Consider the following 22,367-nt stretch of genomic DNA (forward strand, 5'->3'; position numbering starts at 1 on the left):
ACATGCGGAGGCCCCGCCCTGTCCCCCCAGGGCGGGGCCTCCGACGTCTCGGCTGATATGCGCTCCCGATGCGGCCGCCCCCGCGGGCCACACCGTCCTTGTCTGAAGGGTCGCCCGTGGGGCTCAACGGGGAATCAAAGCCGGATCAACGCGAGAATGAAGGAATGGGTTCCTTTCTAGGTGCCGGCTGAGGTTGGATCTATCATTTGGTACCAATTCGTTCCATTGCTGTGGGGACAGGCGGCATGGCTGGTCAGGGAGTCGAGGGCGGGCTGCGGTTCGCCGTGCTGGGTCCCGTCCGTGCCTGGCGCCACGGGCAGGAGCTCGACCTGGGCACCCCGCTGCAGCGCTCCATCCTCGGCATGCTGCTGCTCAAGGAAGGGCGGGCGGTCACCCCCACCGAGATGATCGACGCCATCTGGGGCGAGGAATCACCGCCGCGCGCGCTGGGCGCGCTGCGCACCTACGTCTCCCGGCTGCGTACGGTGCTGGAACCTGACCGGCCCGCCCGCTCGCGCCCGGAGCTGCTGACCTCCGTCGGCAAGGGCTACGCGCTGCGGCTGGCGGCCGACGCCCTGGACCTGACCAGGTTCGAGCGCGGCATCGCGGCGGCCGAGTCCGCCCGCAAGAGCGGCCGCCCGCGCGAGGCCGCCGAGAAGATGAGGGCCGCGCTCGCGCTGTTCGAGGGTGAGCCGCTGGCCGGAGCCGTCGGCCCGTACGCCGAGCACCAGCGCGACCGCCTGATCGAGCGGCGGCTCGGCGTGGTCGAGGCGCTCATGGACGTGGACCTGGAGCTGGGCGACCACGCGGCGGTGGTGGCCGAGCTGATCGCGCTCACCGCCGACCACCCGCTGCGCGAGCGGCTGCGCGCCCAGCTGATGCTGGCCTACTACCGGTGCGGACGGCAGGGCGACGCGCTCAACGTGTTCACCGAGACGCGCGAGGCGCTGATCGACGAGCTGGGCGTCGAGCCGGGGCCGGAGCTGACCGCCCTGCACCAGCGCATCCTGGCCGCCGACCCGACCCTGGCCGCCCCGGCCGCGCCCGCCCACGGGGCCGCCGCCGAGGGCGGGCAGGACGCGCCCGAGCCCGACGAGGAGCCGGCGCCCGAACTCCCCAGGCCCGCCCAGCTCCCGGCCGCCGTCAACGACTTCACCGGGCGCAAGGAGATCGCCGGGCGGCTGCGCTCGCTGCTGTCGGCCCAGTCGTCGGCCGAGGGCGTGCCGGTCGTGGCGATCTGCGGGATAGGCGGCGTGGGCAAGACCACGCTGGCGGTGCACGTGGCGCACGCCACCGGCGACCTGTTCCCCGGCGGCCAGCTCTACGCCGACCTGCGCGGCTACACCGACGAGGCGGCCGACCCCACGTCGGTTCTGGGCTCGTTCCTGCGCGCGCTGGGCATCCCGGCCGACGTGATCCCCGAGAGCCCGGCCGACCGGTCGGCGCTCTACCGGTCGATCCTGGCCGACCGGCGCATCCTCGTGCTGCTCGACAACGCCCGCGACGCCTCCCAGGTCAGCCCGCTGCTGCCGGGCTCACCGGGCTGCGCGGCGATCGTGACCAGCCGGTCCAAGCTCGCCGACCTGCCCTCGGCCAGGCTCGTCGACCTGGACGTGATGGAGCCCGACGAGGCGCTGTCGCTGTTCGCCGCGGTGGCCGGGCCCGAGCGGGTCGCGGCCGAGCACGGCGCCGCCATGGACGTGGTCGCCGCCTGCGGGTTCCTGCCGCTGGCGGTGCGGATCGTCGCGGCCAGGCTGGCCGCCCGCCCGTCGTGGACGGTCGCCTCGCTGGTGCCCCGGCTGGCCGACGAGCAGCGCCGGCTGGACGAGATGCGGGTCGGCAACCTGGCCGTGGAGGCCACGTTCGCGCTCGGGTACGGCCAGCTCGACCAGACGCAGCAGCGCGCCTTCCGGCTGCTGTCGCTGCCCAACGGGCCGGACATCTCGATCGGGGCGGCGGCCGCGCTGCTGTCGATGACCGCGATCGAGGCGGAGGACGTGCTGGAGTCGCTGGTCGACGCGAGCCTGGTGGAGGCGCCCGCGCCCGGCCGCTACCGGTTCCACGACCTGCTCAAGCTGTTCGCCCGGCGGGAGCTGGACAGGGCCGAGCGGCAGCAGGCGCGCACGCTCGCGCTGCGCCGCCTGCTCGGCTTCTACCTGGCCTCGACCCAGTCGGCGCACCGGCTGGCCTACGAGGGCAGCATGATCTCCGACAACCTGGTGGTGGTCGGCAGCGGGCGCACGTTCGGCGCCGCCGACGAGGCCGTCGCCTGGCTGATCGTCGAGGGCGACGCGCTGTTCGCCACCATCAACCAGGCCGCCGCCTCCGCCCGCGCGGGCGAGCAGCTGCTGCCCGCCGGCGACCTGCTGGTGGCCATGGAGCCGCTGCTGGAGTCCGGCACCCACACCCGCGAGTTCGACCACGGCACCCGCGCCGTGCTGGCCACCGCGCTCCGGCTCGGCGACCGGGGCAGCGAGCTGCGTGCCCGGTACGTGCTCGGCCGGGTGCTGTTCGCCGGCAACCGGCTGCCGGAGGCCGAGGAGCAGTTCACCCGGGTCCACGAGCTGTCGGCGACCCGCGGGGAGAAGATCGTCACCGGCGAGGTGCTCAACGCGCTGGCGGTCGTGGTGGGCCGGCAGCGCCGCCACACCGAGGCGCTGGCCTGGTTCGAGGCGGCGATGCGCTGGTACCGGGAGAACGGCGTGCCTGCGGGCGAGGCGCTGGTGCTCAGCTACTCGGCCCGCGACCATCTCGGCCTGGGCCGGCCCGAGGACGCCATCGCGGCGGCGGAGAAGGGCCTGGCCATCTTCACCGAGATCGGCAGCGGCGCCGGCACCGCCAGGGCCCGCTACCACCTCGGCATCGTGCTGTCCCGGGTCGGCCGGCTGACCGAGGCCGTCCACCACCACGCCGAGTGCCTGGCCTTCTTCCGGGCCGGCAAGCAGCGGGTGTGGGAGCAGCGGGTGTGCTCGCGGCTGGCGGAGACGTTCATCGCCGCCGAACGCTACGAGGACGCGGTGCGCCACGCCGAGCAGGCGCTGGTCGTCTCCCGCGAGATCGGTCATCCGTACGGGGAGGCGCTGTCGCTCACGGTGCTGGGCCGCGCGCTCAAAGGGCTGGGCAGCGCGGCCAGGAGCGCCGAGTGCCTACGTGGGGCCCTCGCCATCTTCACCCGGCTCGGCGCTCCCGAGGCCGGCGACGTCAGGAGCCTGCTCGACAGCGTCCCCGTCGCCGGGAAGGCCGGCGGGAAGGTCGTCGAGTCCTGAGTACAGCTCGTCGTCCAGACGTGTCATCCACACATGGTTAAACAAGGCTGTCCTTTGGGAGTCACGAACCCCCGTGGTCCGTACAGGTGGATCGGCGGCCCGGCCGGCCGCCTGACCACCGCGCGTCGCTAGGGGGCCCGGTCATCCGGATGCTCCGCGCGGCGGCTAGCCGCCTCACAACGGCGACCGGCCGGACCCGACACGGTCCTCGAACCCCCCAGGGCCGCGTCGTGGTCAGAAGTTTCCACGGCGCCGGTCAACAGCCGATCAACGCCGGATCGCAGCCCTCCGGCGGAGCGGTCAGAGGAGGAAGTAGCCCTCGGCGATGAGGGGGCGGATGGCCTCGGTCTGCGGGGCGCCGCCGTCGCCGACCAGTTCGGCGATGACGTTGAGCAGGGGCCCGAGCGCCAGCTCGCCGTCGCACACGCCGGCCAGCGCCGCCTCGACCGTGCCGACCTCGCGGGTGCGGCGCAGCCCGGTGGTCTGGCGCAGCACGATGCGCATCGGGTCCTCCGCGCCGGGCAGCCCGACGCGCTCGTCCAGCAGGCCGTCGGCGGTGCGCAGCCGGACCGACGGCAGGTCGCGCACGCGGTGGGCGGCCGCGATCGCGTCGAGCACGCCGTCCACGTAGTCGCCGACCGGCAGCGCCACCTGGTGGGTGAGCTGCTCGACGCGGACCACCGGGTCGAGGGTGCCGGAGTTGCGCATGCTGATCCAGCCGAAGCCGACCGCCTCGACCTTGTGCTCCTCGAACCAGGCCAGCCACCGGTCGTAGCGCTCGGTGTAACCGGGGGTGCCCTGCTCGGCGGCGTCGCGCAGCCACAGCTCGACGTACTCGGCCGGGTCCTGCACGTCGCGCTGCACCACCCAGGCGTCGCAGCCGCCCTCGCGCAGCCAGCCGCCCACCCGCTCGCGCCAGTCTTCCCCCTCCACGTGCAGCCAGCTGGCCAGGAAGTGCGCCTGACCGCCGGGGCTGAGATGGCGCGGCGTCTCCCGTACGAGATCGCGGCAGAACGCGTCGCCGCCGGCGCCGGTCTCGCGGTAGGTCAGCGTGCCGCCCGGAGAGATCACGAACGGCGGGTTGGCCACGATCAGGTCGTAGTGCTCGTCCGCGACCGGCTCGAACAGCGAGCCGACGCGGGCGTCCACGCCGGACACGCCCGAGAGCCGCCAGCTCAGCCGGGCCAGCTCGATCGCCCGCGGGTTGACGTCGGTGGCCGTCACGTGAGAGGCCCGGCCGTCGAGCGACACCACCTGCACGCCGCAGCCGGTGCCGAGGTCGAGCGCCCGGTCGGCGGGGCGGCGGGTGACGAGCTGGGCGAGGTTGGCGGACGCGCCGCCCGCGCCGACCACGTGGTCGGGGCGGAGCGCCGGGTCGCCGGGGCGCACCTTGCGGTCGGAGACCACGTAGCCGTCGCTCTCCCAGGGCTGCAGGTGCACGTCGGCGCGGACCGTGTCGCCGTCGGCGCTGACCAGCCCGGACTCCAGGACCACCGCCGGCAGGCTCGCGGCCTCGACGGGAACGCCGAGCCACCAGAGCCGGATCAGCGCGCCGAGCGGGTCGCCGTCGGCGGTGGCGCGCAGGGCCGGGACCAGCTCTTCGCGGGCGAGCGCGGAGGCCGCGACGTCGCCCAGCCGGTCGCGCACGCCGTCCTCTGTGTAACCGGTCTCCAGGAGATGATCGCGCAGTCGTTCCACGACACCATCCTTTCACCGTGAACCAACACGCATGATCCGATACTGTCAGTGATCATACTGTTACGAGATACCGCAGCATTCTCCAAGCGAGGCACAAGTGTGGCGGGGTATCTCTTGGATGCTCTCCCCCGCCGTTCGAAGAGGAGCGGATCCCGTGCTCATCCCCTGTCTGGCCTGCGAGGCGCGTTTCGTGCCCGACGACTACTTCGCCGCCTGCTCCGACTACAACCGCGGCCTGGACCTGGTGTCGTGGACGTGCCCGCACTGCGGCAACCGCGACGACCTCCGGGTGCTGCCCGGGGAGCTCGGGTTCGGCTACTCGCGCGGCGGGCGCTTCGACGTCCAGGACCGCGTGCGCGTGCCGGGGCTGCGCCGGCAGCGGGGAGAGCTGCGGCTGGACATCTCGCTCGACGCGGCGAGCTGGAGGGTGCGGACGCGGGTGCGGCAGCCCGCCTGACCGCTAGTCCTCGTCGCGCTGGCGCAGGCTGTGCCAGGCGGCCTCGCCCAGGCCCTTGACCTCTTCCTCGGTCGGGGTGTGCGCGCCGGCGAACCACAGCCGGCAGATCTCCTGCGCCGGCCCGAGCCACAGCACGTAGCACATGGTCGGGGAGACGGGCTGGAGCATGCCGTTCCTCATGTGCGGCCGCCACCAGTCGGACACCTGGCGGAAGAACTCGCGCCGGGCCTCGGCCACCTCGGCGCCGCCCGGCTCCTGCTTGCGCGGCGGGCGCTCGCTGACGAGCAGCCTGGCCCGCTCGGGGTGCTCGCCCGACCAGCGCATATGGAAGGCGACCACGGCCTCCACGCCGTCGCGGGCGTCGTCGTGGCGCCTCAGCTCGGCGACGAACTCCTGCTGGTAGGCCCGGAGCGTCTCGGCGTAGAGCACGCCGAAGACGTGCTCCTTGCTCGCGAAGTGGTGGTAGAAGCTGCCTACGCTCACACCACTCTCGTCACGGAGGCTGGCCAGGGTGGTGGCCGACACCCCATCCTGGCTGAATCGGCGGAGGGCCCCCTCGATGATCCGGGTCCGGCCGTCGCGTCCGTTCTTGGCACTCTTCACACTGTCAATGGTGAGCCACCAGAACCTTGTTCCGCAAATATCTGGGCCTCTCGGATCATAGCGGTCACCTCCACCGATCCGGCGGATACTTTCATCTGCGCGCCCGGCCAGATCCTGCGGATCATGCCCAGCACCTTGCGGTTGTCACCGAGCACGTCCATGCCGACGGTGCTGGCCCCGCGCACGGTCGCCCTGGCCAGCAGCGTGTCGATCAGGGCGGGGCCGAGCCCGAACCCCTGCCACTGGTCGGCCACCACCACCGCGATCTCCACGTCGGTCTGGCCGCCCCGGTAACTCATGGCGTGGCCGACGACCTCTCCCTCCAGCACGGCGACGAGCGCGTCCCTGGTCTCGTTCACCTCGATGAGCGCGCGCACCAGGCTCGCCGCCGGACGGCTGACGCCGGCGAAGAAGCGCAGGGTCTGCGTGTGCAGGGAAAGGCCCGTCAGGAAGCGCCGGACGCGCTCGGCGTCGTCGCTCACGGCCGGACGGATCAGCACGCCGCACGGAGGTTCCCCCTGAGTTCCAGACATGAACTCAGCTTGCTTCAGCAGACCTGAGTCTGTCAATTGAACTCAGGTAGAATGTGCGGCATGAACGTGCCTTTCCGGGTGAACAACTGCTCGATCGAGAGCACCCTGGACGTCGTCGGGGAGAAATGGACCTTCCTCGTGCTGCGTGAGGCGTTCAGCGGCGTGAGACGGTTCGCCGACATGCAGTCCAACACCGGCGCGCCGCGCCAGGTGCTCAGCGCCCGGCTGACGCGCCTGGTCGACGAAGGGCTGCTGCGCAAGGTCCCCTACCGCGAGCCGGGCCAGCGGCAACGCGACGAGTACCGGCTGACCGAGAAGGGGCGCGACCTCTATCCGCTGCTGGTCGCGCTCATGCACTGGGGCGACAAGTACCTCACGGGCGAGGAGGGGCCGCCCGTGCTGCTCTCCCACCGCGACTGCGGCGCCCTCGTCGAGCAGCACTTCCGGTGCGCCGAAGGCCACGAGGTGGGCGGCCCGAGCGAGGTCACCCCGCTGCCGGGAGCTGCGCGTAAGACCGCCTGAGCCGCGTGCGGGACCACCCGCCGCGGTGCCTACCCTTGAAGCGTGTACCGGTTCCTGCTCACACCCCGGTGGATCGCGCTCCACGTCGTCGTGCTGCTCGTGATCCCCGCCTTCGTGCTGCTGGGGCAGTGGCAGTTCGGGCGCTTCGAGGAACGCTCGGCCAACAGCGACCTGGTCACCCGCAACATCGAGAGCGCCCCGGTGCCCCTGGAGACCCTCGTCCAGCCGGGCCGGCCGGCCAAGGAGTCCGACCGGTTCAAGAACGTCACGGTCACCGGCACGTACGACCCCCAGCAGGAGCTCGTCGTGCGCCGGCGGCCGCAGGGCGGGCGGCCGGGCTACTACGTGCTCACTCCCCTGTCCATCGGCGGCGGCCACGCCGTTCTGGTCAACCGGGGCTGGGTCAAGGCGGGCGCCACCGCCGACGAGTATCCCGCGGTGCCGCCGCCGCCCACGGGTGAGGTAACTGTCACCGGGAGGCTACGCCCGAGCGAGACCGAGGCCGGCAGCGGCATCAGGGAGCGGTCCGGGCTGCCGCCCCGGCAGGTGCTGCTCATCAACCCGGCCTCGATCGGCCGGTCCCTGCCGTATCCCCTGCTCGACGGGTACGTCGAGCTGACCGGGCAGGAGCCCGCGGGCGCCGCCGCCCCCGAGCCGGTGACCGAGCCCGACGTGGGCGCGGGCGGCGGGCTCAACCTCGCCTACGGCGTGCAGTGGTGGCTCTTCATCGGCATCGCGATCGGCGGCTGGGTGCTGCTCATCAGGCGCGAGGTGGCTGACAGGAAGGCGCAGGAGTCCGTACCCGAGCCGGAGGAAGTTCGCGCCGATTAAGGTGTTGGACGTGATCCGGCACATCAAATTCGCCAACATCCACAATTTTCGTGACGTTGGCGGATATGCCACCGCCGACGGCCGGTCCGTCCGCTGGCAGCGCCTCTACCGCGCCGACTCCCTCGGCTGGCTGGCCGGCGAGGACCTCGACACGTTCCGGGCGCTGCGCGTGCGCACCGTCATCGACCTGCGCAACCCCTTCGAGGCGGAGAAGTACGGCCGGGTCCCCGAGGAGCACGGGCTGGCCTACCACAACCTGCCCATCGAGGGCCGCCGCTGGGACTTCGCCCTCTACGAAGAGGACCGGGGCGTCGCCCGCTACCTGGCGGACCGCTACCTGGAGGTGACCGAGGACGGGGTCGCCAACCTGCGCACCGCCATGGAGACGATCTGCCGCGCCGACAGCGCGCCCGTCGTCGTCCACTGCGCCGCGGGCAAGGACCGCACCGGCCTCCTTCTGGCGATCGTGCTGTCCCTCCTGGGCGTCGCCGAGGACGACATCGTCGCCGACTACGCCCTGACCGGCCTGGCCACCGACCGCTTCATCGCCGACTGGACGGCCCGCCACCCGGACGGAACACTCTGGCCCGGCTTCGGCCTGGCCCCCGCGGAAGCCATGCGCCTGTTCCTCACCGACTTACGCGCCCGCCACAACTCCATAGAGTCATACGCGACGAAAACCCTCCACCTCACCCCCGACGCCCTCACCGAACTCCGCCAACACCTCCTCACCAACTGACGGGCAGTGCCAGTGCCTGGACTGAGGAGGGAGGGAGCCCCGCGAGGAGCGCCGGTGTCTGGACTGAGGAGGGAGGGAGCGAAGCGACCGAGCGACGAGGGAAGACGCCGGGTCTGAGCGACGAGCCGCGATCCGCAGGATCGCCATAAGCACAGCGACTGAGCGACGAGGGAAGGCGCCGGGTCTGAGCGACGAGCCGGCGATCCGAAGGATCGCCAATCAAACACAGCAGATCGCAATTAGAGACCTCGCAGCTTGTTCCACGTTATCCAGCCGTCGTACGGTTACCTGCGTGACTACGCCGCTGCTTCCCGACCCAGAGCCGAGGCGGCGCGACTACGTGATCATTTCCGCCGACGATCATCTGATCGAGCCCCCCGACCTTTTCGAGGACCGGGTGCCGGAGAAATTCGCCGACGTCGCGCCGAAGGTGGTGGAGACCGAGGCCGGTCACCAGGTGTGGCGCTATGGAGGCGCCACCTATCCCTGCGCGGGGCTCGACGTCGGCGCCGGCCTGCCGCGCGAGCAGTGGACGCTCGACCCGGTCAGGTTCGAGAACATGCGCCCCGGCTGCTACGACATCGAGGCCCGCGTCAAGGACATGGACACCGCGGGCGTCTGGGCCGCGCTCTGCTTCCCCGGCATGGTGGCGGGCCAGTCCGGCATGGCCTTCGCCAGGACCCGTGACCAGGAGCTCGGCCTGGCCCTGGTCAAGGCCTACAACGACTGGCACATCGACGTCTGGGCCGGCACCTTCCCCGAGCGCATCATCGGCCTGCAGCTGCCCTGGCTCCCCGACCCCGACGTGGCCGCCAAGGAGATCAGGGCCAACGCGGCGCGCGGTTTCAAGGCCGTGGTGTTCCCCGAGTTCCCGACGCGGCTGCGGCTGCCGTCCATCCACAGCGGCCACTGGGATCCGTTCTTCGCGGCCTGCGAGGAGACCGGCACCGTGGTCGCCCTCCACACCGGCGCGTCGAGCTGGTCGCCGGTGCCGTCGCCCGACACGCCGATCGAGGCGATCACCACGCTGATGCCGACCGGCGCGATGTTCGCGTGCGCCGACTGGCTGTGGTCCGGGCTGCCGCTGCGCTTCCCCAACCTGCGGATCCTCATCGTGGAGGGCGGGGTGGGCTGGCTGCCGATGCTGGCCGATCGGGCCGACTACGCGCTCGACCACCCGGTGACGGGCGGCGAGACGTCGTGGGAGGGCGGGCTGAAGCCCAGCGAGGTGCTGCGCCGCAACTTCTTCTTCGGCACGCTCAACGACCACGCGCTCTCGGGGGTGCGGCTCGCGGTCGGCCTCGACCACGTGCTGCAGGAGAGCGGCTACCCGCACTCCGACTCGACGTGGCCCGACACGCAGAAGGCCGTGGCGCGCAACCTCGGCCCGCTGCCGCCGGCCGACATCGCCAGGGTCGCGTACGGTAACGCGGCGCGGTTGTTCGGCCACCCGCTCCCGTCACGCGCCTGGCTGCGCATGGAGGAGATCTAGCCTTCCTGCGGCCGGGCCTCCACGTGCCCGGTGACGACCTTGCGCTGCTCCCAGTCGACGTAGCGGCCGCTCTCCCCGAGCAGCGACGCCATCAGCCACAGGAACACCCCGAAGTCGTCGGCGACCCCGATCAGGACGAGGAAGTCGGGCACCAGGTCGATGGGCGAGATCATGTAGACCACGCCCATCGCCATGAGCCCCAGCTTGCCCTTGCCGAGCCCGTCGTACCGGCCGCGCATCACGTCGCCGATCATGCGCGGGATCGCCCGCACTCTCGTCATGAAGGACGGGGAGCCCGGCTTGCTCACTTCGCGGTACGTCCGATAGACCGCGGCGGCGCGTGCTGGTTTCGGCTTCATGTGATCCCCTTACCCCGGTTTCACGACATAACGTGTTACCCACGGGGATTGGTTCCTAACGATCAGGCTTTTGGCGCGAGGTCCCGGACGGCCTGGGCGATCGGGGTCTCGCCGGGGATGGGCGCGAGCACGGGCGTGTCGAGGCCGTTGTCCACGTACTCCTGGATCCTGGCCCGGCAGGTGGCCGCGTCGCCGTGCACGATGAGCGCGTCGACGACCTCGTCCGGGATGGCCTGGAGCGCGGCCTTGCGGTCGCCGGCGGCCCACGCCTCGTGCAGCGGGCGCAGCTGCTCGCCGCGGCCCAGCCAGTCGTGGAAGGCCGCGTAGGCGGGCACCGTGAGGTAGCTGGCCAGCATCCAGCGCCCGCGCTCGCGTACCGCGTCCGCGTCCTCGCTGACGCAGACGAACAGGCGGGCGATCAGCTCGGTCTCCGGCCGGACCTCCGCGCGGACCTTGCGCACGTCGTCGGGCGAGAGCCAGTTCGTGATCGCGCCGTCGGCCTCCTCGGCGGCCAGCCGGAGCATCCGGGGCCGGAGGGCGGCGAGCACGATCTTCGGCGCGACCTTAGGCGCCCGCTCCAGCTTGAACCCCTTGACCGCGAATGTCTCGTACGTCTCCGACACCTTCTCGCCGGCCAGGGCGGCCCGCAGGAAGCGCAGGGTGTCGCGGGTGCGCGCGTACGGCTTGGTGAACTCCATCGCGTTCCAGCGCTCCACGATGGCCGGCGAGGACGAGCCGATGCCCAGCACGAACCGCTCCGGCGCCAGGTCGGCCAGCGTCGCGGCGGACATCGCCAGCAGGCCCGGGCCGCGCGTCGAGACCGGCACGATCGCGCTGCCGAGCCGCGTTCCCGGGGCCCACTGCGAGGCCAGGGCCAGGGGCGTGAACCCGTCGGCGCCGTTCACCTCCGCGGACCACAGATCGGTGTAACCGAGCGACGGCAGCTCCTCGATCAGCTCCTTCGACGCGGCGAGCGAACGGTCGTAGAAGGGAATGGTCATGCCCCAGTTCTGCGTCATGCACCGCACCATACCAATCGGTATGTGGTACGCCTATGCCCTGAGCTCGTGCATCGCGGCGATGAAGTCCTTGGTGATGCCGCGCAGCCCCGGCAGGTGTGACATCCCCACCAGCCGGTCGACCAGCGGCACGGTCACCTCGATCAGCCGGTACGTGCGCGCGCACCCCGGCGAGGTGTCGTGCACCCAGAACAGCACCATGCCCATCGACAACAACCAGAGCAGCTCGGGCAGCTCCTCGCGCAGCTCGGCGTCCATGCGGTCGGCCGCGCCCTCGACCACCTGACGGTAGATGGCGATCGACGCCTCCCTGGCCGGGGAGGACTGGGCGCTGAACGGGCTGAGCGGGTTGGCCGGCTCGGCCGCGTGCTTGAAGAACTTGACGGCGAACGCGTGGTACGGCTCCGAGACCCGTACCCACTCCCGCAGCACGCCACTCAGGCGGGCCGCGAAGGCGCGCTCGGTGGCCAGCAACTCCGCGCAGGCCTCCTCGTGCTCGGCCTGGGCGCGGTCGTAGTACGCCTGGACAAGCGCTTCCTTGCTGTCGAAGTAGTAGTAGGCGTTGCCCACCGACACCCCGGCCTCGGCGGCGATGGCCCGCATCGTCGTCGCCTCGAAGCCACGCTCCCGGAACAGCCTGAGGGCCGTCGCGACGATGACCTCCCGGGTGCTCTCCGATCCTCGGTTTCGGGCTTCGGCCACGTTCGTCACTTTACGGCTTGATGCGGGGTTAGGTCATGAACCCGCACGGTGATCGCAGACACAGGGCAAAGATGCCGCTGAGACAGGGGTCATCTCGTGTGAAGCGTGGGATTGATGATTCCAGCGGAAGGGCTATTCCGCGAAAAGGCACAGACATGTGGATACGTAGGACAGTGCGGCTCTGCGTGGTCGCGCTCTTTGCTATAGAAACTTCCATAATCGCCATGGCCACCGCCGCCTCAGCCACTCCGATCCCTCCCGGTAAGGACCTGGGAGAGGAGCTGGTGCCGATCATTCGCATCGAGGACGCGTTCAAGGCTCCCCGCTGGATCGACTCACTCGAGAACAGAAACGACGGCCTGGACTGGACGTACGGCGGCGCCCGCTCGCTGGCCCCTCGCCACGAGCATGCCGCGCACCGGATCCGCGAAGCCGGACGGCACGTCCGGGACATCGGCTGGTCCGGCTACCGCGCGGGCCCACCGGCCCACAGGACCAGGTGGCACGACTACGAAGCAGGCTGGCGGTCCCGGGCCCACGAGGCGCTGGAGGGCACCGACAGCCGCAGCAAGCGGCGCGTGAAGCTGGCCCGGGTCAAGCCCAGGTACGCGACCATGCACCTGTCGCACAGCCACGCCACCCGCTGGCTCAAGCAGGCCGGCCTGCGCTGGACCTCGTCGGGCGGCTGCGCGAACCGGCACGTCCGCCACTGCACCTCGCTCGAATCCGTACGCACCGCGACCGTGCAGCGGATGGTCCAGCTCAAGAAGCGCAGCGGCTGCTCCGTCACCGTCACCGGCGGCACCGAGACCGGGCACGCGCCCGGCCGCTTCAGCCACGGCAGCGGCCACAAGCTCGACATCGGGCACAACAAGTGCATCGACCGCTACATCAAGAAGATCGCCGAACCGGCCGGGGTGCGGGGTGACGGCGCCCGGTTGTACCGTTCGCCGTCAGGCACCGTCTTCGCCGACGAGGGCGACCACTGGGACATCCTCTTCAGGTGACGGGCCCGTACCCCGGCCGCTCGGTCAGAACTCGGCGGCGACCAGCTCCGCGATCTCGGCCGCGTTCAGCGCGGCGCCCTTGCGGAGGTTGTCACCGCAGACGAACAGGTCGAGCGTGTTGGGGAAGTCGACCGCCTGGCGGACCCGGCCGACATAGGTCGGGTCGGTGCCGACGACGTCGGCCGGAGTGGGGAAGACGCCGTTGGCGGGGTCGTCCATCAGGACCACCGTCGGCGCCGCCTCCAGCACCCGGTGCGCGTCGGCCACCGTGATCTCGCGCTCGAAGCGCGCGTGCACCGCCAGCGAGTGGGTGGTGATCACAGGCACCCGGACGCAGGTCGCGGAGACCTTCAGGCCGGGGATGCCGAGGATCTTGCGGGACTCGTTGCGGAGCTTGAGCTCCTCCGAGGCCCAGCCACCGTCCTTGTAGGAGCCCGCCCACGGCACCACGTTGAACGCGACGGGCGCGGGGAACGGCGAGTCGTCAGGCAGCTTGTTGGCCAGCGCCTTGCGCACGTCGCCCGCCGCCTGGCCGATCGACCGGTCGCCGGCCAGCGCCTCGACCTCGTCGTAGAGCCTGGCCGAGCCCGCCACGCCGGCGCCGGACACCGCCTGGTAGGAGGCCACCACGAGCTCCTGGAGGCCGTACTCGGCGTGCAGGGCGCCCATGGCCGCCATCATCGACAGCGTGGTGCAGTTGGGCGTCGAGATGATGTTGCGCGGGCGCCGGCGCGCGTCGTGCGGGTTGACCTCCGGCACCACCAGCGGGACGTCGGGGTCCATCCGGAACGTGCCGGACTTGTCGATCACGATCGCGCCCCGCTCCGCGGCGATCGGCACCCACTCGGCCGACACCTCGTCGGGCACGTCGAAGATGGCGATGTCGATGCCGTCGAACACCTCGGGCGCGAGCGCCCGCACGACGACGTCCTCGCCGCGGACCCGCAGCACCTTGCCCGCCGAGCGCGGGGAGGCGACCAGGCGGACCTCGCCCCAGACGTCGTCACGCGACGAGACGATGTCGCGCATGACGGTGCCCACGGCACCGGTCGCGCCGATCAGGGCCAGATTGGGTCTGCTCATCGTCCGGTACCTCCATACACAACGGCTTCGACCTGGTCGACGTCGAGGTCGAAGGCGTGGTGGGCGGCGGCGACCGCCGAGTCCACGTCGTCCTGCCCGACGACCACGGAAATCCGGATCTCCGAGGTGGAGATCATCTCGATGTTGACCCCCGCGTCCGCGAGAGCCGCGAAGAACGTGGCCGTGACGCCGGGGTGGGAACGCATGCCCGCGCCGATCAGCGAGACCTTGCCAATCTGGTCGTCGAACAGCAGCGACTCGAACCCTATCCGGGCCTGAATCTTCTTCAGCGCCGTGAGCGCCGTCTGGCTGTCGGCCGTCGGCAGCGTGAAGGAGATGTCGGTGCGGCCCGTCGCAGCGGCCGAGACGTTCTGCACGATCATGTCGATGTTGACCTCGGCGTCGGCCAGGGTTTTGAAGATCGCGGCAGCCTCACCGACCTTGTCGGGGACCCCGACAACAGTGATCTTGGCCTCGCTCCGGTCGTGTGCCACGCCGGAGATGATCGGCTGCTCCATCTCGGTTCCTTCGGAGTAGGGGTCGGAGACGACCCACGTGCCTTCCTTGTTGCTGTACGAGCTGCGTACGTGGATCGGCAGGTCGAAACGGCGAGCGTACTCGACGCAGCGCAGGTGGAGGATCTTCGCGCCGCAGGCCGCCATCTCCATCATCTCGTCGTAGGAGATGCGCGGGATCCGGCGGGCGGCCGGCACGATGCGCGGGTCGGCGGTGAAGATGCCGTCGACGTCGGTGTAGATCTCGCACACGTCGGCCTCGAGCGCCGCCGCCAGCGCGACCGCGGTGGTGTCGGAGCCGCCGCGGCCGAGCGTGGTGATGTCCTTGGTGTCCTGCGAGACGCCCTGGAAGCCGGCCACGATCGCGATGTGGCCCTGGTCGATGGCCTCCTGGATGCGGCTCGGCGTCACGTCTATGATGCGCGCCTTGCCGTGGGTGGAATTGGTGATCACACCCGCCTGCGAGCCGGTGAACGAGCGCGCCTCGTGGCCGAGGTTGGCGATCGCCATCGCCAGCAGCGCCATCGAGATGCGCTCGCCCGCGGTCAGGAGCATGTCGAGCTCGCGGCCCTGCGGCAGCGGCGACACCTGCTCGGCCAGGTCGAGCAGCTCGTCGGTGGTGTCACCCATGGCGGAGACGATGACGGCGACGTCGTTGCCGGCTTTTTTCGTCGTGACGATACGCTGCGCCACCCTTTTGATGGAGGACGCGTCGGCAACGGACGAACCACCGTACTTCTGCACAACGAGTGCCACGAGAGTCTCCCGATCTGGACTGTGAAAGCCCAGTCTACTTGGGACGTCTCATGCCACTGATGTGCCAACCACTATGTGGACACCTACCCGGTCGTGACCTCTTCCGCCACGTCGAGCCGCGAGTGCGCGGCCAGGGCCTGCAGCGCGCGCATGGCCGCGCCCGCGTGGTTGCCCCAGGTGTTGAAGTAGGAGTATTGCCACCACCACAGCGCCTCGTGCGGCCGGCCCGCCTGATAGTGGCGCAGTCCGTGGATGAGATCGGCGGCCACCGCCGTCAGGTCGTCGGACAGACGGTAGGGAGTCACCCCGGTGTCCTTGTACGGGTCGAACACCTCGGCGTAGTCGTCGACCGGGCCGAGCCGCTCGGCCAGGGCCGTGCGCACCCCGTCGATGTCGGGATCCTCGCTCAGCGGCGGTTCGTAGTTGCCCGAGAGGATCACGTCGCGGTTGGCGCCGAGCTTGGCGCCCGCCAGGCTCACCTGGGCGACCTCGACCAGGAGCAGCGACCAGATGGCGTCGCCCCCCTCGCCGCCCGCGACCCTCGCCAGGCCGTCGACGTAGTTCTGCGCGTGACCGGCGATCTCCTCCGCCAGCGCTCCCCACTCGTCAGACATCCAGCAGCCTCCGTCCTTCGAACGCGCGGCCCAAGGTCACCTCGTCGGCGTACTCGAGATCACCGCCCACGGGCAGACCGCTGGCCAGTCGTGTCACTTTCACACCCATCGGCTTGACCAGACGGGCAAGGTAGGTAGCCGTCGCCTCACCCTCGAGATTGGGGTCTGTGGCGAGGATGAGCTCCGTCACCCGGCCGTCGGCCAGCCGGGTCATGAGCTCGCGAATCCGCAGGTCGTCGGGGCCGACACCGTCGATCGGGCTGATGGCACCGCCGAGCACGTGGTAGGTGCCGCGGAACTCGCGCGTCTTCTCGATCGCGACGACGTCCTTCGACTCCTCCACCACGCAGATCACGTGAGTGTCGCGGCGCGGGTCGCGGCAGATGCGGCACTCCTCCTCGGAGGCCACGTTGCCGCACACCCGGCAGAACCGGACCTTCTCCTTGACCTCCAGCAGCGCGTGCGCCAGCCGCTTGACGTCGGCCGGGTCGGCCGCCAGCAGGTGGAAGGCGATGCGCTGCGCGCTCTTGGGACCTACGCCGGGCAGCAGGCCCAGCTCGTCGATCAGATTCTGGACGACCCCTTCGTACATCGCTAGAACCCTGGCAGCTGGCCGAGGCCGCCGCCGCCCAGCCCCTGGGCCAGCGGCCCGAGCTTCTCCTGCTGCAGGTCGCCGGCCGCCCTGACGGCGTCGCGCACGGCGGCGATCACCAGGTCGGCGATCGTGTCGGCAGTGTCCTGCGCGTCTCCGGCGTCGATGACACTCGGATCGATCTTGAGCTCCAGCAGCTCGCCCGAGCCGTTGACGACGGCGGTGACCATCCCGCCGCCGGCCGAGCCCTCGATCTGCGCGTCGTTGAGCTCCTGCTGGGCGCTCACGAGCTGCTGCTGCATGAGCTGGGCCTGCTCCAGCAGCTGCTGCAGGTTGACATCCCCTGGGTTCACCGTCGTGCGCTCCTCGTGGCTCCGCGTTCTTGACTGCCACGAGCCTACGGTGTTTGGGCCTCGGCATGTACTGGAGGCTTGCAGGTGTTTCGCTCCCGGGCCGTGAATCCGGACATCTTCTTGGCCGGGTCCCGGCCCCCCTCCAGCGTCCGGGACCCGGCCAATCGCGTCGACCGGAGCGGCCGCACCACGCCGACGCGGTACGCCGGAACGCTAGCGGCAGTGACGTTGCACACACGTTGCTATCGTTCAATCACCCTCGGCAATCCCCTGAACTGCTTGCGCGGGCGGCACCCCAACGCGGATGCTCCCCCTAGGGGACGATTACTTGGAGTGGCTGATGAGTTACGCTCACCTTGACGCATACTCCCGCCGTCTGCAGGCCGCGCACGAGGTGGTGACCGCTGCCGCCCCGGTTCCCGCAGGCCCGCGCAAGCTGATCCGCGACTCCTGGCGCCGCTCGCTCGCCGCCGGCATCGACCCCGACGCCCCCGGCGCGCCCGCCGCCCACGACCCCGGGCAGGTGAGGAACGCGTTCGAGACCCACCCCCTGCGGCCCCTGCTCCCGCTCATCAAGCAGACCCTGCGCACGGTCGCGGACGAGGGCGAGCACATCATGGTCCTCACCGACCGTGAGGGCCGCGTCCTGTGGCGCGACGGCCACACCGCCACCATGCGCCGCGCCGACGAGGTCGGCCTCGCCGGCGGCTACCGCTGGGCCGAGGAGGCCGCCGGCACCAACGGCATCGGCACCGCGCTCGCGCTCAGGCGGCCCGTGCATGTCTACTCCGAAGAGCACCTCATGCGCGTGCTGCGCGTCTGGTCCTGCAGCGCCGCCCCCATCACCGACCCGGAGACCGGGCAGCTCCTCGGCTGCGTCGACGTCAGCGGCACCGCGCCCAGCCTCCACCCCGCCACCGTCGCCCTCGTGGCCGCCACCGCGAAGCTGGCCGAGACCCAGCTCGCCCTCCGCATGCGCGACCACGACGATTCCCTGCGCCGCCGCTACGAGTCGCTCCGCGCCCGCCCCGCCGTGCTGCTCTCCGCCGGCGGCCGGGTCATCGCCGGCGACCCCGGCGGCCAGCTCGGGCCGCGCCTCCAGCTTCCCGTCACCGGCGAGCGCATGATCCTGCGCGACGGGCGGATCGCGCTCCTGGAGCCGTTCTCCGACGGCTACCTGCTGCGCGCCACCTCCAACACCGCCTCCACACCCGCCGCGCTCGCCCTCACCTTCCTCGGCGACGGCCCGCCGACGGCCATCGTCGGCGGCCGCAAGGTGCTGCTCTCCCTCCGCCACGCCGAGATCCTCGCCATCCTGGCGCTCCACCCGCGCGGCCTCACGGCCGAGCAGCTCTCCTTCCACCTGTACGGCGACCTCGGCAATCCGGTCACCATCCGCGCCGAGATCCACCGGCTGCGCACCCAGCTGGACGTCCCCATCGACGCCAAGCCCTACCACCTGGCCTGCCCCGTCGAGGCCGACTTCCTGGACCTGCGCCGCCTCCTGGCCGCCGACCACCCCGCCTCCCTGGTGGCCCGCGCCTACCCCGGCCCCCTGCTGGCCCGCTCCGAGTCCCCCGAGATCCGCCGCGAGCGCGACGAACTGGAGGTCCTGGTACGCACCTGCCTCCTCCAACGCGGCGCCCCCGAGGACCTGTGGACATACGCCCAGACGATGAACGGCCGCGAGGACTTCCAGCTCCTCGAACGCCTCACCTCCAGCCTCCCCCAGGCGGACCCCCGCGCCGCCGCCGCCCGCGCCCGCCTGCGCGCCCCTTGACCCCTCACACCGCGAAACCCCTACGGCGCTCACTGAAGTCACATCCCGCCGCCCGCCCCCCGCCCGGCCGTCACCCACCTCAGACCTGAGAACCCCCGCGGCACTCACCCCACGACCCCCGCGCGGCCCCATTTGCCGTCTCCGCCCGCACGGCAAGCCCCGCGCCGAATCACCAACACGCCGCGCCCGTACGACCGGGAGTACAAGCATCCCGAAGCCCGACCTGCGGCCATGTGAAAGGTGGGACCGGTTACCGGCTCCGACGTGCCGCCCGTACAGCTACCGACCCTTCCGTACGACCGCGAACGCGAGTATCGGGAAGACGCATCCGAAGCGGCCCTCTTAGGAAGTCCGAGCGGTCCCAACTCCGACGTGCCGCCCGTACGGCAACCGGTCCCTTACGGCCGGGAGTGCGGTATCGGAGGAGGTTGGCCCTTGGCAAGGGTTGGCGGCTCGCTGTCAGGAGTGGTCGATCTCGCCGATGACCTGGGCGCCCAGTTCACGTTGCAGGAGAGCCATCCCCGAGAGCTCGTCCACGTCGGCGTCGGCGTCGTTCAGCGGGTCCACGTCATCCGTGTCGGGAGCGCTGCCTCGCTTGGGGATGGCGCTGGGCCACCCGGCCGAGCCGCCTCCCTGCCTGGCGGCCGGAACCCGGGGGCCCGCCTGCGCCGCCGCCCTGGCCGCCGAACGAGCGGCAGCCAGCCCGGTCCCGGTCATCACACTGGCAGGAGCCGCCTGCGACGGATCCGGCCCAGGCGGGGACCCAGGGCCGGGTTCGTCGGGAGCCGACGGCCAGGACTCGTCCGTCGTCGGCCGCTGCTGGGACCCACCCGCCGCCTGAACGCCTCCAGCCTCCGCGAACTGTCCAGACGACACGGCACCCACGGCAGCGCCCGGCCCGGAGCCGACGCGACCGTCCGCCCCCGCTCCGGCGCCATGCGCCGCAGAGCCGGCGTGACCATTCGCACCGGTCGCCCCGGAGCCCGCCCGGCCATCCACACCGGTCGCCCCGGAGCCGGCCTGGCCACCGGCACTGGTAATCCCAGAGCCGGCGTGACCATCCACACCGGTCACCCCCGAGCCCACGCGGCCATCCACACCGGTAATCCCAGAGCCCGCGCGGCCATCTACACCGGTTACCCCAGAGCCCGCGCTGCCGTCCACACCGGTTACCCCAGAGCCCGCGCGGCCGTCCACACCGGTCATCCCAGAGCCCGCGCGGCCATCCGCAGCGCCCGCGTGCCCGCCAGCGTCAGGCATCCCGGCACCGGCGCGACCCTCAGCACCGTGCGTCGCGGAGCCCGCGTGGCCATCCGTGCCAGGCGTTCCCGCCCCGGGGCCGCCGGTGGACGGCCGCGTACCGCCGGAGGCATGGGCGCCAGGGGAACCGGCGGCGTCACCCCAAGAATCTTGGGAACCCCCGTACGGCCCAGCGGCTCCTCCCGGAGAGCCCGCAGGCCCCGAACCCCCGGAGTGGGTCCCACGAGACGGCGGAGGACCGTTGCCGACCACGGCCTCGACCCGCCACGTGCCCCCCAGCACGTCGGCGAGCGCCGTGGCCACGACGGCGTCCTTGCCGCCGCCGGTGAAGTTCTTCATCGCGCCGATCTGGGTGAACCCGAGCGTCACCAGGTTGCCCTCGACGCCGACCACCTGCGCGTTGGTGCTGACGTTCGCCCACACGACGATGCTGCGCTGCTTGAGCGCCGCCAGCACCGCGGGCCACTGCTGCTGCAACGCCGCCGTACCGCCGCCCGACTGCGCAGCCCCCGCCTGTCCGGAAGCCTGGGGACCACCATGAGCCGGACCACCCTGCTCCTGGCCGCCGCTCTGGGATTGCCCACCGTACGCGGGAGCACCCGAGCCGGAGCCCGGCCGAACGGTCTCGGGCCAGTCGTCGGCCACAGGCCCACCGGTCCGGGCCGGGTGAGGCCCGTCCAGCGCCTGACCGCTCGGCGTCGCGACGGTGCCCGGCGCTCCCGCCTGCGAGGCCGCGGGCACACCACCACCGGCATGCCCCGTACCGACACTCCCGGAAGCACCGTGACCAGACGAGGCCCCCGCAGCCCCGGACGAGGCGTGCCCAGAAGCCGCAGACCCAGAAGCGCCAGGCCCGGAAGCGGCAGGCCCAGAAGCGCCAGGCCCAGAAGCCGCAGGCCCGTAGGCCCCAGGCCCAGAAGCCGCGGGCCCGGACGAAGGGTGCCCCGTGGCGGCGGGCCCGGACGAGGGCGGCCCGGCGGGTGGAGCGGCCGGGACCGCGCGGGCGGCCATGCCGGCGACGGCGCTGCCGCGTTCGAGGCGCTCCAGGCGGGCCAGCAGGGCGGCCTCGCCCTGTTCGGCCGCCGGGAGGAGGACGCGGGCGCACATCAGCTCCAGGAGCAGACGCGGCGAGGTGGCGCCGCGCATCTCCGTGAGACCGGCGTTGAAGATCTCGGCGGCCCTGGTCAGCTCGGCGGGCCCCATCGAGGCCGCCTGCTGGACGAGCCGCTCCAGCTCGTCGGCGGGCCGGTCGAGCAGGCCGTTGGCGGCCGCCTCGGGGACGTTGGCCAGGATGACCAGGTCGCGGAAGCGTTCGAGGAGGTCGGAGGCGAAGCGGCGGGGGTCGTGGCCGCCTTCGACGACCCGGTTGACCGCCTGGAAGACCTGGCCGCCGTCGCGGGCGGCGAACGCGTTGACCACCTCGTCGAGCAGGTCGCCGTCGGTGTAGCCGAGCAGGGAGACGGCGCGGGCGTAGGTGATGCCGTCGTCGCCGGAGCCGGCGAGGAGCTGGTCGAGGATCGACTGCGAGTCACGGGCGGAGCCGGCGCCCGCGCGGACGACGAGCGGCAGCGCGGCGGGCTCGAACGGGACGTTCTCGGCGGTGAGGATCTCTTCCAGCAGCGCGCGCAGCGTCGCCGGCGGGATCAGCCGGAACGGGTAGTGGTGGGTGCGCGACTTGATCGTGCCGATGACCTTTTCCGGCTCGGTCGTCGCGAAGATGAACTTGAGGTGCGGCGGAGGCTCCTCGACGAGCTTGAGCAGCGCGTTGAAACCCTCGCGGGTCACCATGTGCGCCTCGTCGATGATGTAGATCTTGAAGCGCGCCGACACGGGGGCGAAGAACGCCCGCTCACGCAGGTCACGCGCGTCGTCGACGCCGCCGTGGGAGGCCGCGTCGATCTCGATGACGTCGAGGTGGCCGGGCCCGGTCGGGGCGAGCGCCACGCACGACTCGCACTCGCCGCAGGGGTCGGGGGTCGGGCCCTTCTCGCAGTTGAGCGAGCGGGCCAGGATGCGCGCGCTGGAGGTCTTGCCGCAGCCGCGGGGCCCGCTGAAGAGGTAGGCGTGGTTGATGCGGCCGGTGCGCAGCGCCTGCCGCAGCGGGTCTGTGACGTGTTCCTGACCCTTGACCTCCGCGAAGGTCCCGGGTCGGTACTTGCGGTAAAGCGCAAGGCTCATGCGACCAT

Annotated in this window: 19 protein-coding genes and 1 pseudogene; 8 read left to right on the forward strand and 12 right to left on the reverse strand. The window is 71.5% G+C overall.

Annotated elements, in window-relative coordinates:
• Positions 1 to 245 precede the first annotated feature (245 nt).
• Entirely contained in the window at positions 246 to 3,266 is a 3,021-nt protein-coding gene (locus ACZ6YG_RS35195) for an AfsR/SARP family transcriptional regulator (RefSeq protein ID WP_466020384.1), read from the forward strand.
• 300 nt (positions 3,267 to 3,566) lie between these two features.
• On the opposite strand, the gene ACZ6YG_RS35200 is transcribed toward ACZ6YG_RS35195, so the two are convergent.
• Complete coding sequence (locus ACZ6YG_RS35200; protein ID WP_466020385.1) at positions 3,567 to 4,964, reverse strand: DUF7059 domain-containing protein; 1,398 nt, start codon at positions 4,962 to 4,964, stop codon at positions 3,567 to 3,569.
• A gap of 154 nt (positions 4,965 to 5,118) precedes the next feature.
• Between ACZ6YG_RS35200 and ACZ6YG_RS35205 the strand changes: the two genes are divergently transcribed.
• Positions 5,119 to 5,421 carry a hypothetical protein gene (locus ACZ6YG_RS35205; protein ID WP_261808992.1) on the forward strand — a complete coding sequence of 101 codons (303 nt, stop codon included), beginning with the start codon at positions 5,119 to 5,121 and terminating at the stop codon, positions 5,419 to 5,421.
• Between the two features lie 3 nt (positions 5,422 to 5,424).
• Here the strand turns inward: ACZ6YG_RS35205 and ACZ6YG_RS35210 are convergent, their stop codons facing one another.
• Complete coding sequence (locus ACZ6YG_RS35210) at positions 5,425 to 6,024, reverse strand: TetR/AcrR family transcriptional regulator (protein WP_148036010.1); 600 nt, start codon at positions 6,022 to 6,024, stop codon at positions 5,425 to 5,427.
• Entirely contained in the window at positions 6,021 to 6,557 is a 537-nt protein-coding gene (locus ACZ6YG_RS35215; RefSeq protein ID WP_148036009.1) for a GNAT family N-acetyltransferase, read from the reverse strand. The genes ACZ6YG_RS35210 and ACZ6YG_RS35215 overlap by 4 nt, the downstream gene beginning before the upstream one ends.
• A 60-nt stretch (positions 6,558 to 6,617) precedes the next feature.
• On the opposite strand from ACZ6YG_RS35215, the gene ACZ6YG_RS35220 reads away from it, so the two are divergent.
• The 4 genes from ACZ6YG_RS35220 to ACZ6YG_RS35235 all read left to right on the forward strand — a co-directional run bounded on the left by ACZ6YG_RS35220 (position 6,618) and on the right by ACZ6YG_RS35235 (position 10,141).
• Positions 6,618 to 7,079 (forward strand): winged helix-turn-helix transcriptional regulator, encoded by a 462-nt coding sequence (locus ACZ6YG_RS35220; RefSeq protein WP_148036008.1) that lies wholly within the window; start codon positions 6,618 to 6,620, stop codon positions 7,077 to 7,079.
• 42 nt (positions 7,080 to 7,121) lie between these two features.
• Entirely contained in the window at positions 7,122 to 7,910 is a 789-nt protein-coding gene (locus tag ACZ6YG_RS35225; RefSeq protein ID WP_148036007.1) for an SURF1 family cytochrome oxidase biogenesis protein, read from the forward strand.
• A 10-nt stretch (positions 7,911 to 7,920) separates the two neighbouring features.
• Entirely contained in the window at positions 7,921 to 8,649 is a 729-nt protein-coding gene (locus ACZ6YG_RS35230) for a tyrosine-protein phosphatase (protein ID WP_466020386.1), read from the forward strand.
• Between the two features lie 292 nt (positions 8,650 to 8,941).
• Positions 8,942 to 10,141: an amidohydrolase family protein gene (locus ACZ6YG_RS35235; protein WP_148036005.1), complete on the forward strand. Its 1,200-nt coding sequence runs from the start codon at positions 8,942 to 8,944 to the stop codon at positions 10,139 to 10,141.
• Here the strand turns inward: ACZ6YG_RS35235 and ACZ6YG_RS35240 are convergent.
• The 3 genes from ACZ6YG_RS35240 to ACZ6YG_RS35250 all read right to left on the reverse strand — a co-directional run bounded on the left by ACZ6YG_RS35240 (position 10,138) and on the right by ACZ6YG_RS35250 (position 12,221).
• Positions 10,138 to 10,500: a YkvA family protein gene (locus tag ACZ6YG_RS35240; RefSeq protein ID WP_397196501.1), complete on the reverse strand. Its 363-nt coding sequence runs from the start codon at positions 10,498 to 10,500 to the stop codon at positions 10,138 to 10,140. The two genes, ACZ6YG_RS35235 and ACZ6YG_RS35240, sit on opposite strands and share 4 nt — an antisense overlap.
• A gap of 62 nt (positions 10,501 to 10,562) precedes the next feature.
• Positions 10,563 to 11,519, reverse strand: coding sequence for an LLM class F420-dependent oxidoreductase (locus ACZ6YG_RS35245; RefSeq protein WP_148036003.1), 957 nt, complete (start codon positions 11,517 to 11,519; stop codon positions 10,563 to 10,565).
• Between the two features lie 33 nt (positions 11,520 to 11,552).
• Positions 11,553 to 12,221 carry a TetR/AcrR family transcriptional regulator gene (locus ACZ6YG_RS35250; RefSeq protein ID WP_219549848.1) on the reverse strand — a complete coding sequence of 223 codons (669 nt, stop codon included), beginning with the start codon at positions 12,219 to 12,221 and terminating at the stop codon, positions 11,553 to 11,555.
• 284 nt (positions 12,222 to 12,505) lie between these two features.
• On the opposite strand from ACZ6YG_RS35250, the gene ACZ6YG_RS35255 reads away from it, so the two are divergent.
• A complete protein-coding gene (locus ACZ6YG_RS35255; RefSeq protein ID WP_466020387.1) occupies positions 12,506 to 13,228 on the forward strand; it encodes a hypothetical protein in 723 nt (240 codons plus the stop codon).
• A gap of 24 nt (positions 13,229 to 13,252) precedes the next feature.
• On the opposite strand, the gene ACZ6YG_RS35260 is transcribed toward ACZ6YG_RS35255, so the two are convergent.
• From ACZ6YG_RS35260 to ACZ6YG_RS35280, 5 genes are all read right to left on the reverse strand, one after another.
• Positions 13,253 to 14,311: an aspartate-semialdehyde dehydrogenase gene (locus ACZ6YG_RS35260; RefSeq protein ID WP_364233852.1), complete on the reverse strand. Its 1,059-nt coding sequence runs from the start codon at positions 14,309 to 14,311 to the stop codon at positions 13,253 to 13,255.
• A complete protein-coding gene (locus ACZ6YG_RS35265) occupies positions 14,308 to 15,582 on the reverse strand; it encodes an aspartate kinase (protein WP_148035999.1) in 1,275 nt (424 codons plus the stop codon). The genes ACZ6YG_RS35260 and ACZ6YG_RS35265 overlap by 4 nt, the downstream gene beginning before the upstream one ends.
• 83 nt (positions 15,583 to 15,665) lie before the next feature.
• Positions 15,666 to 16,196 carry a DUF5063 domain-containing protein gene (locus tag ACZ6YG_RS35270; RefSeq protein ID WP_148035998.1) on the reverse strand — a complete coding sequence of 177 codons (531 nt, stop codon included), beginning with the start codon at positions 16,194 to 16,196 and terminating at the stop codon, positions 15,666 to 15,668.
• A complete protein-coding gene (gene recR / locus ACZ6YG_RS35275) occupies positions 16,189 to 16,788 on the reverse strand; it encodes a recombination mediator RecR (RefSeq protein ID WP_148035997.1) in 600 nt (199 codons plus the stop codon). The genes ACZ6YG_RS35270 and recR overlap by 8 nt, the downstream gene beginning before the upstream one ends.
• Before the next feature lie 2 nt (positions 16,789 to 16,790).
• Entirely contained in the window at positions 16,791 to 17,141 is a 351-nt protein-coding gene (locus ACZ6YG_RS35280) for a YbaB/EbfC family nucleoid-associated protein (RefSeq protein ID WP_187281561.1), read from the reverse strand.
• Between the two features lie 340 nt (positions 17,142 to 17,481).
• On the opposite strand from ACZ6YG_RS35280, the gene ACZ6YG_RS35285 reads away from it, so the two are divergent.
• Positions 17,482 to 18,921 (forward strand): helix-turn-helix domain-containing protein, encoded by a 1,440-nt coding sequence (locus ACZ6YG_RS35285; RefSeq protein WP_466020388.1) that lies wholly within the window; start codon positions 17,482 to 17,484, stop codon positions 18,919 to 18,921.
• Between the two features lie 1,512 nt (positions 18,922 to 20,433).
• Here the strand turns inward: ACZ6YG_RS35285 and ACZ6YG_RS35290 are convergent.
• A pseudogene (locus ACZ6YG_RS35290) lies at positions 20,434 to 22,359 on the reverse strand (DNA polymerase III subunit gamma and tau); the annotation flags it as partial.
• Between the last annotated feature and the right edge of the window lie 8 nt (positions 22,360 to 22,367).

It is taken from the genome of Nonomuraea sp. NPDC054003 (genome assembly GCF_055585125.1).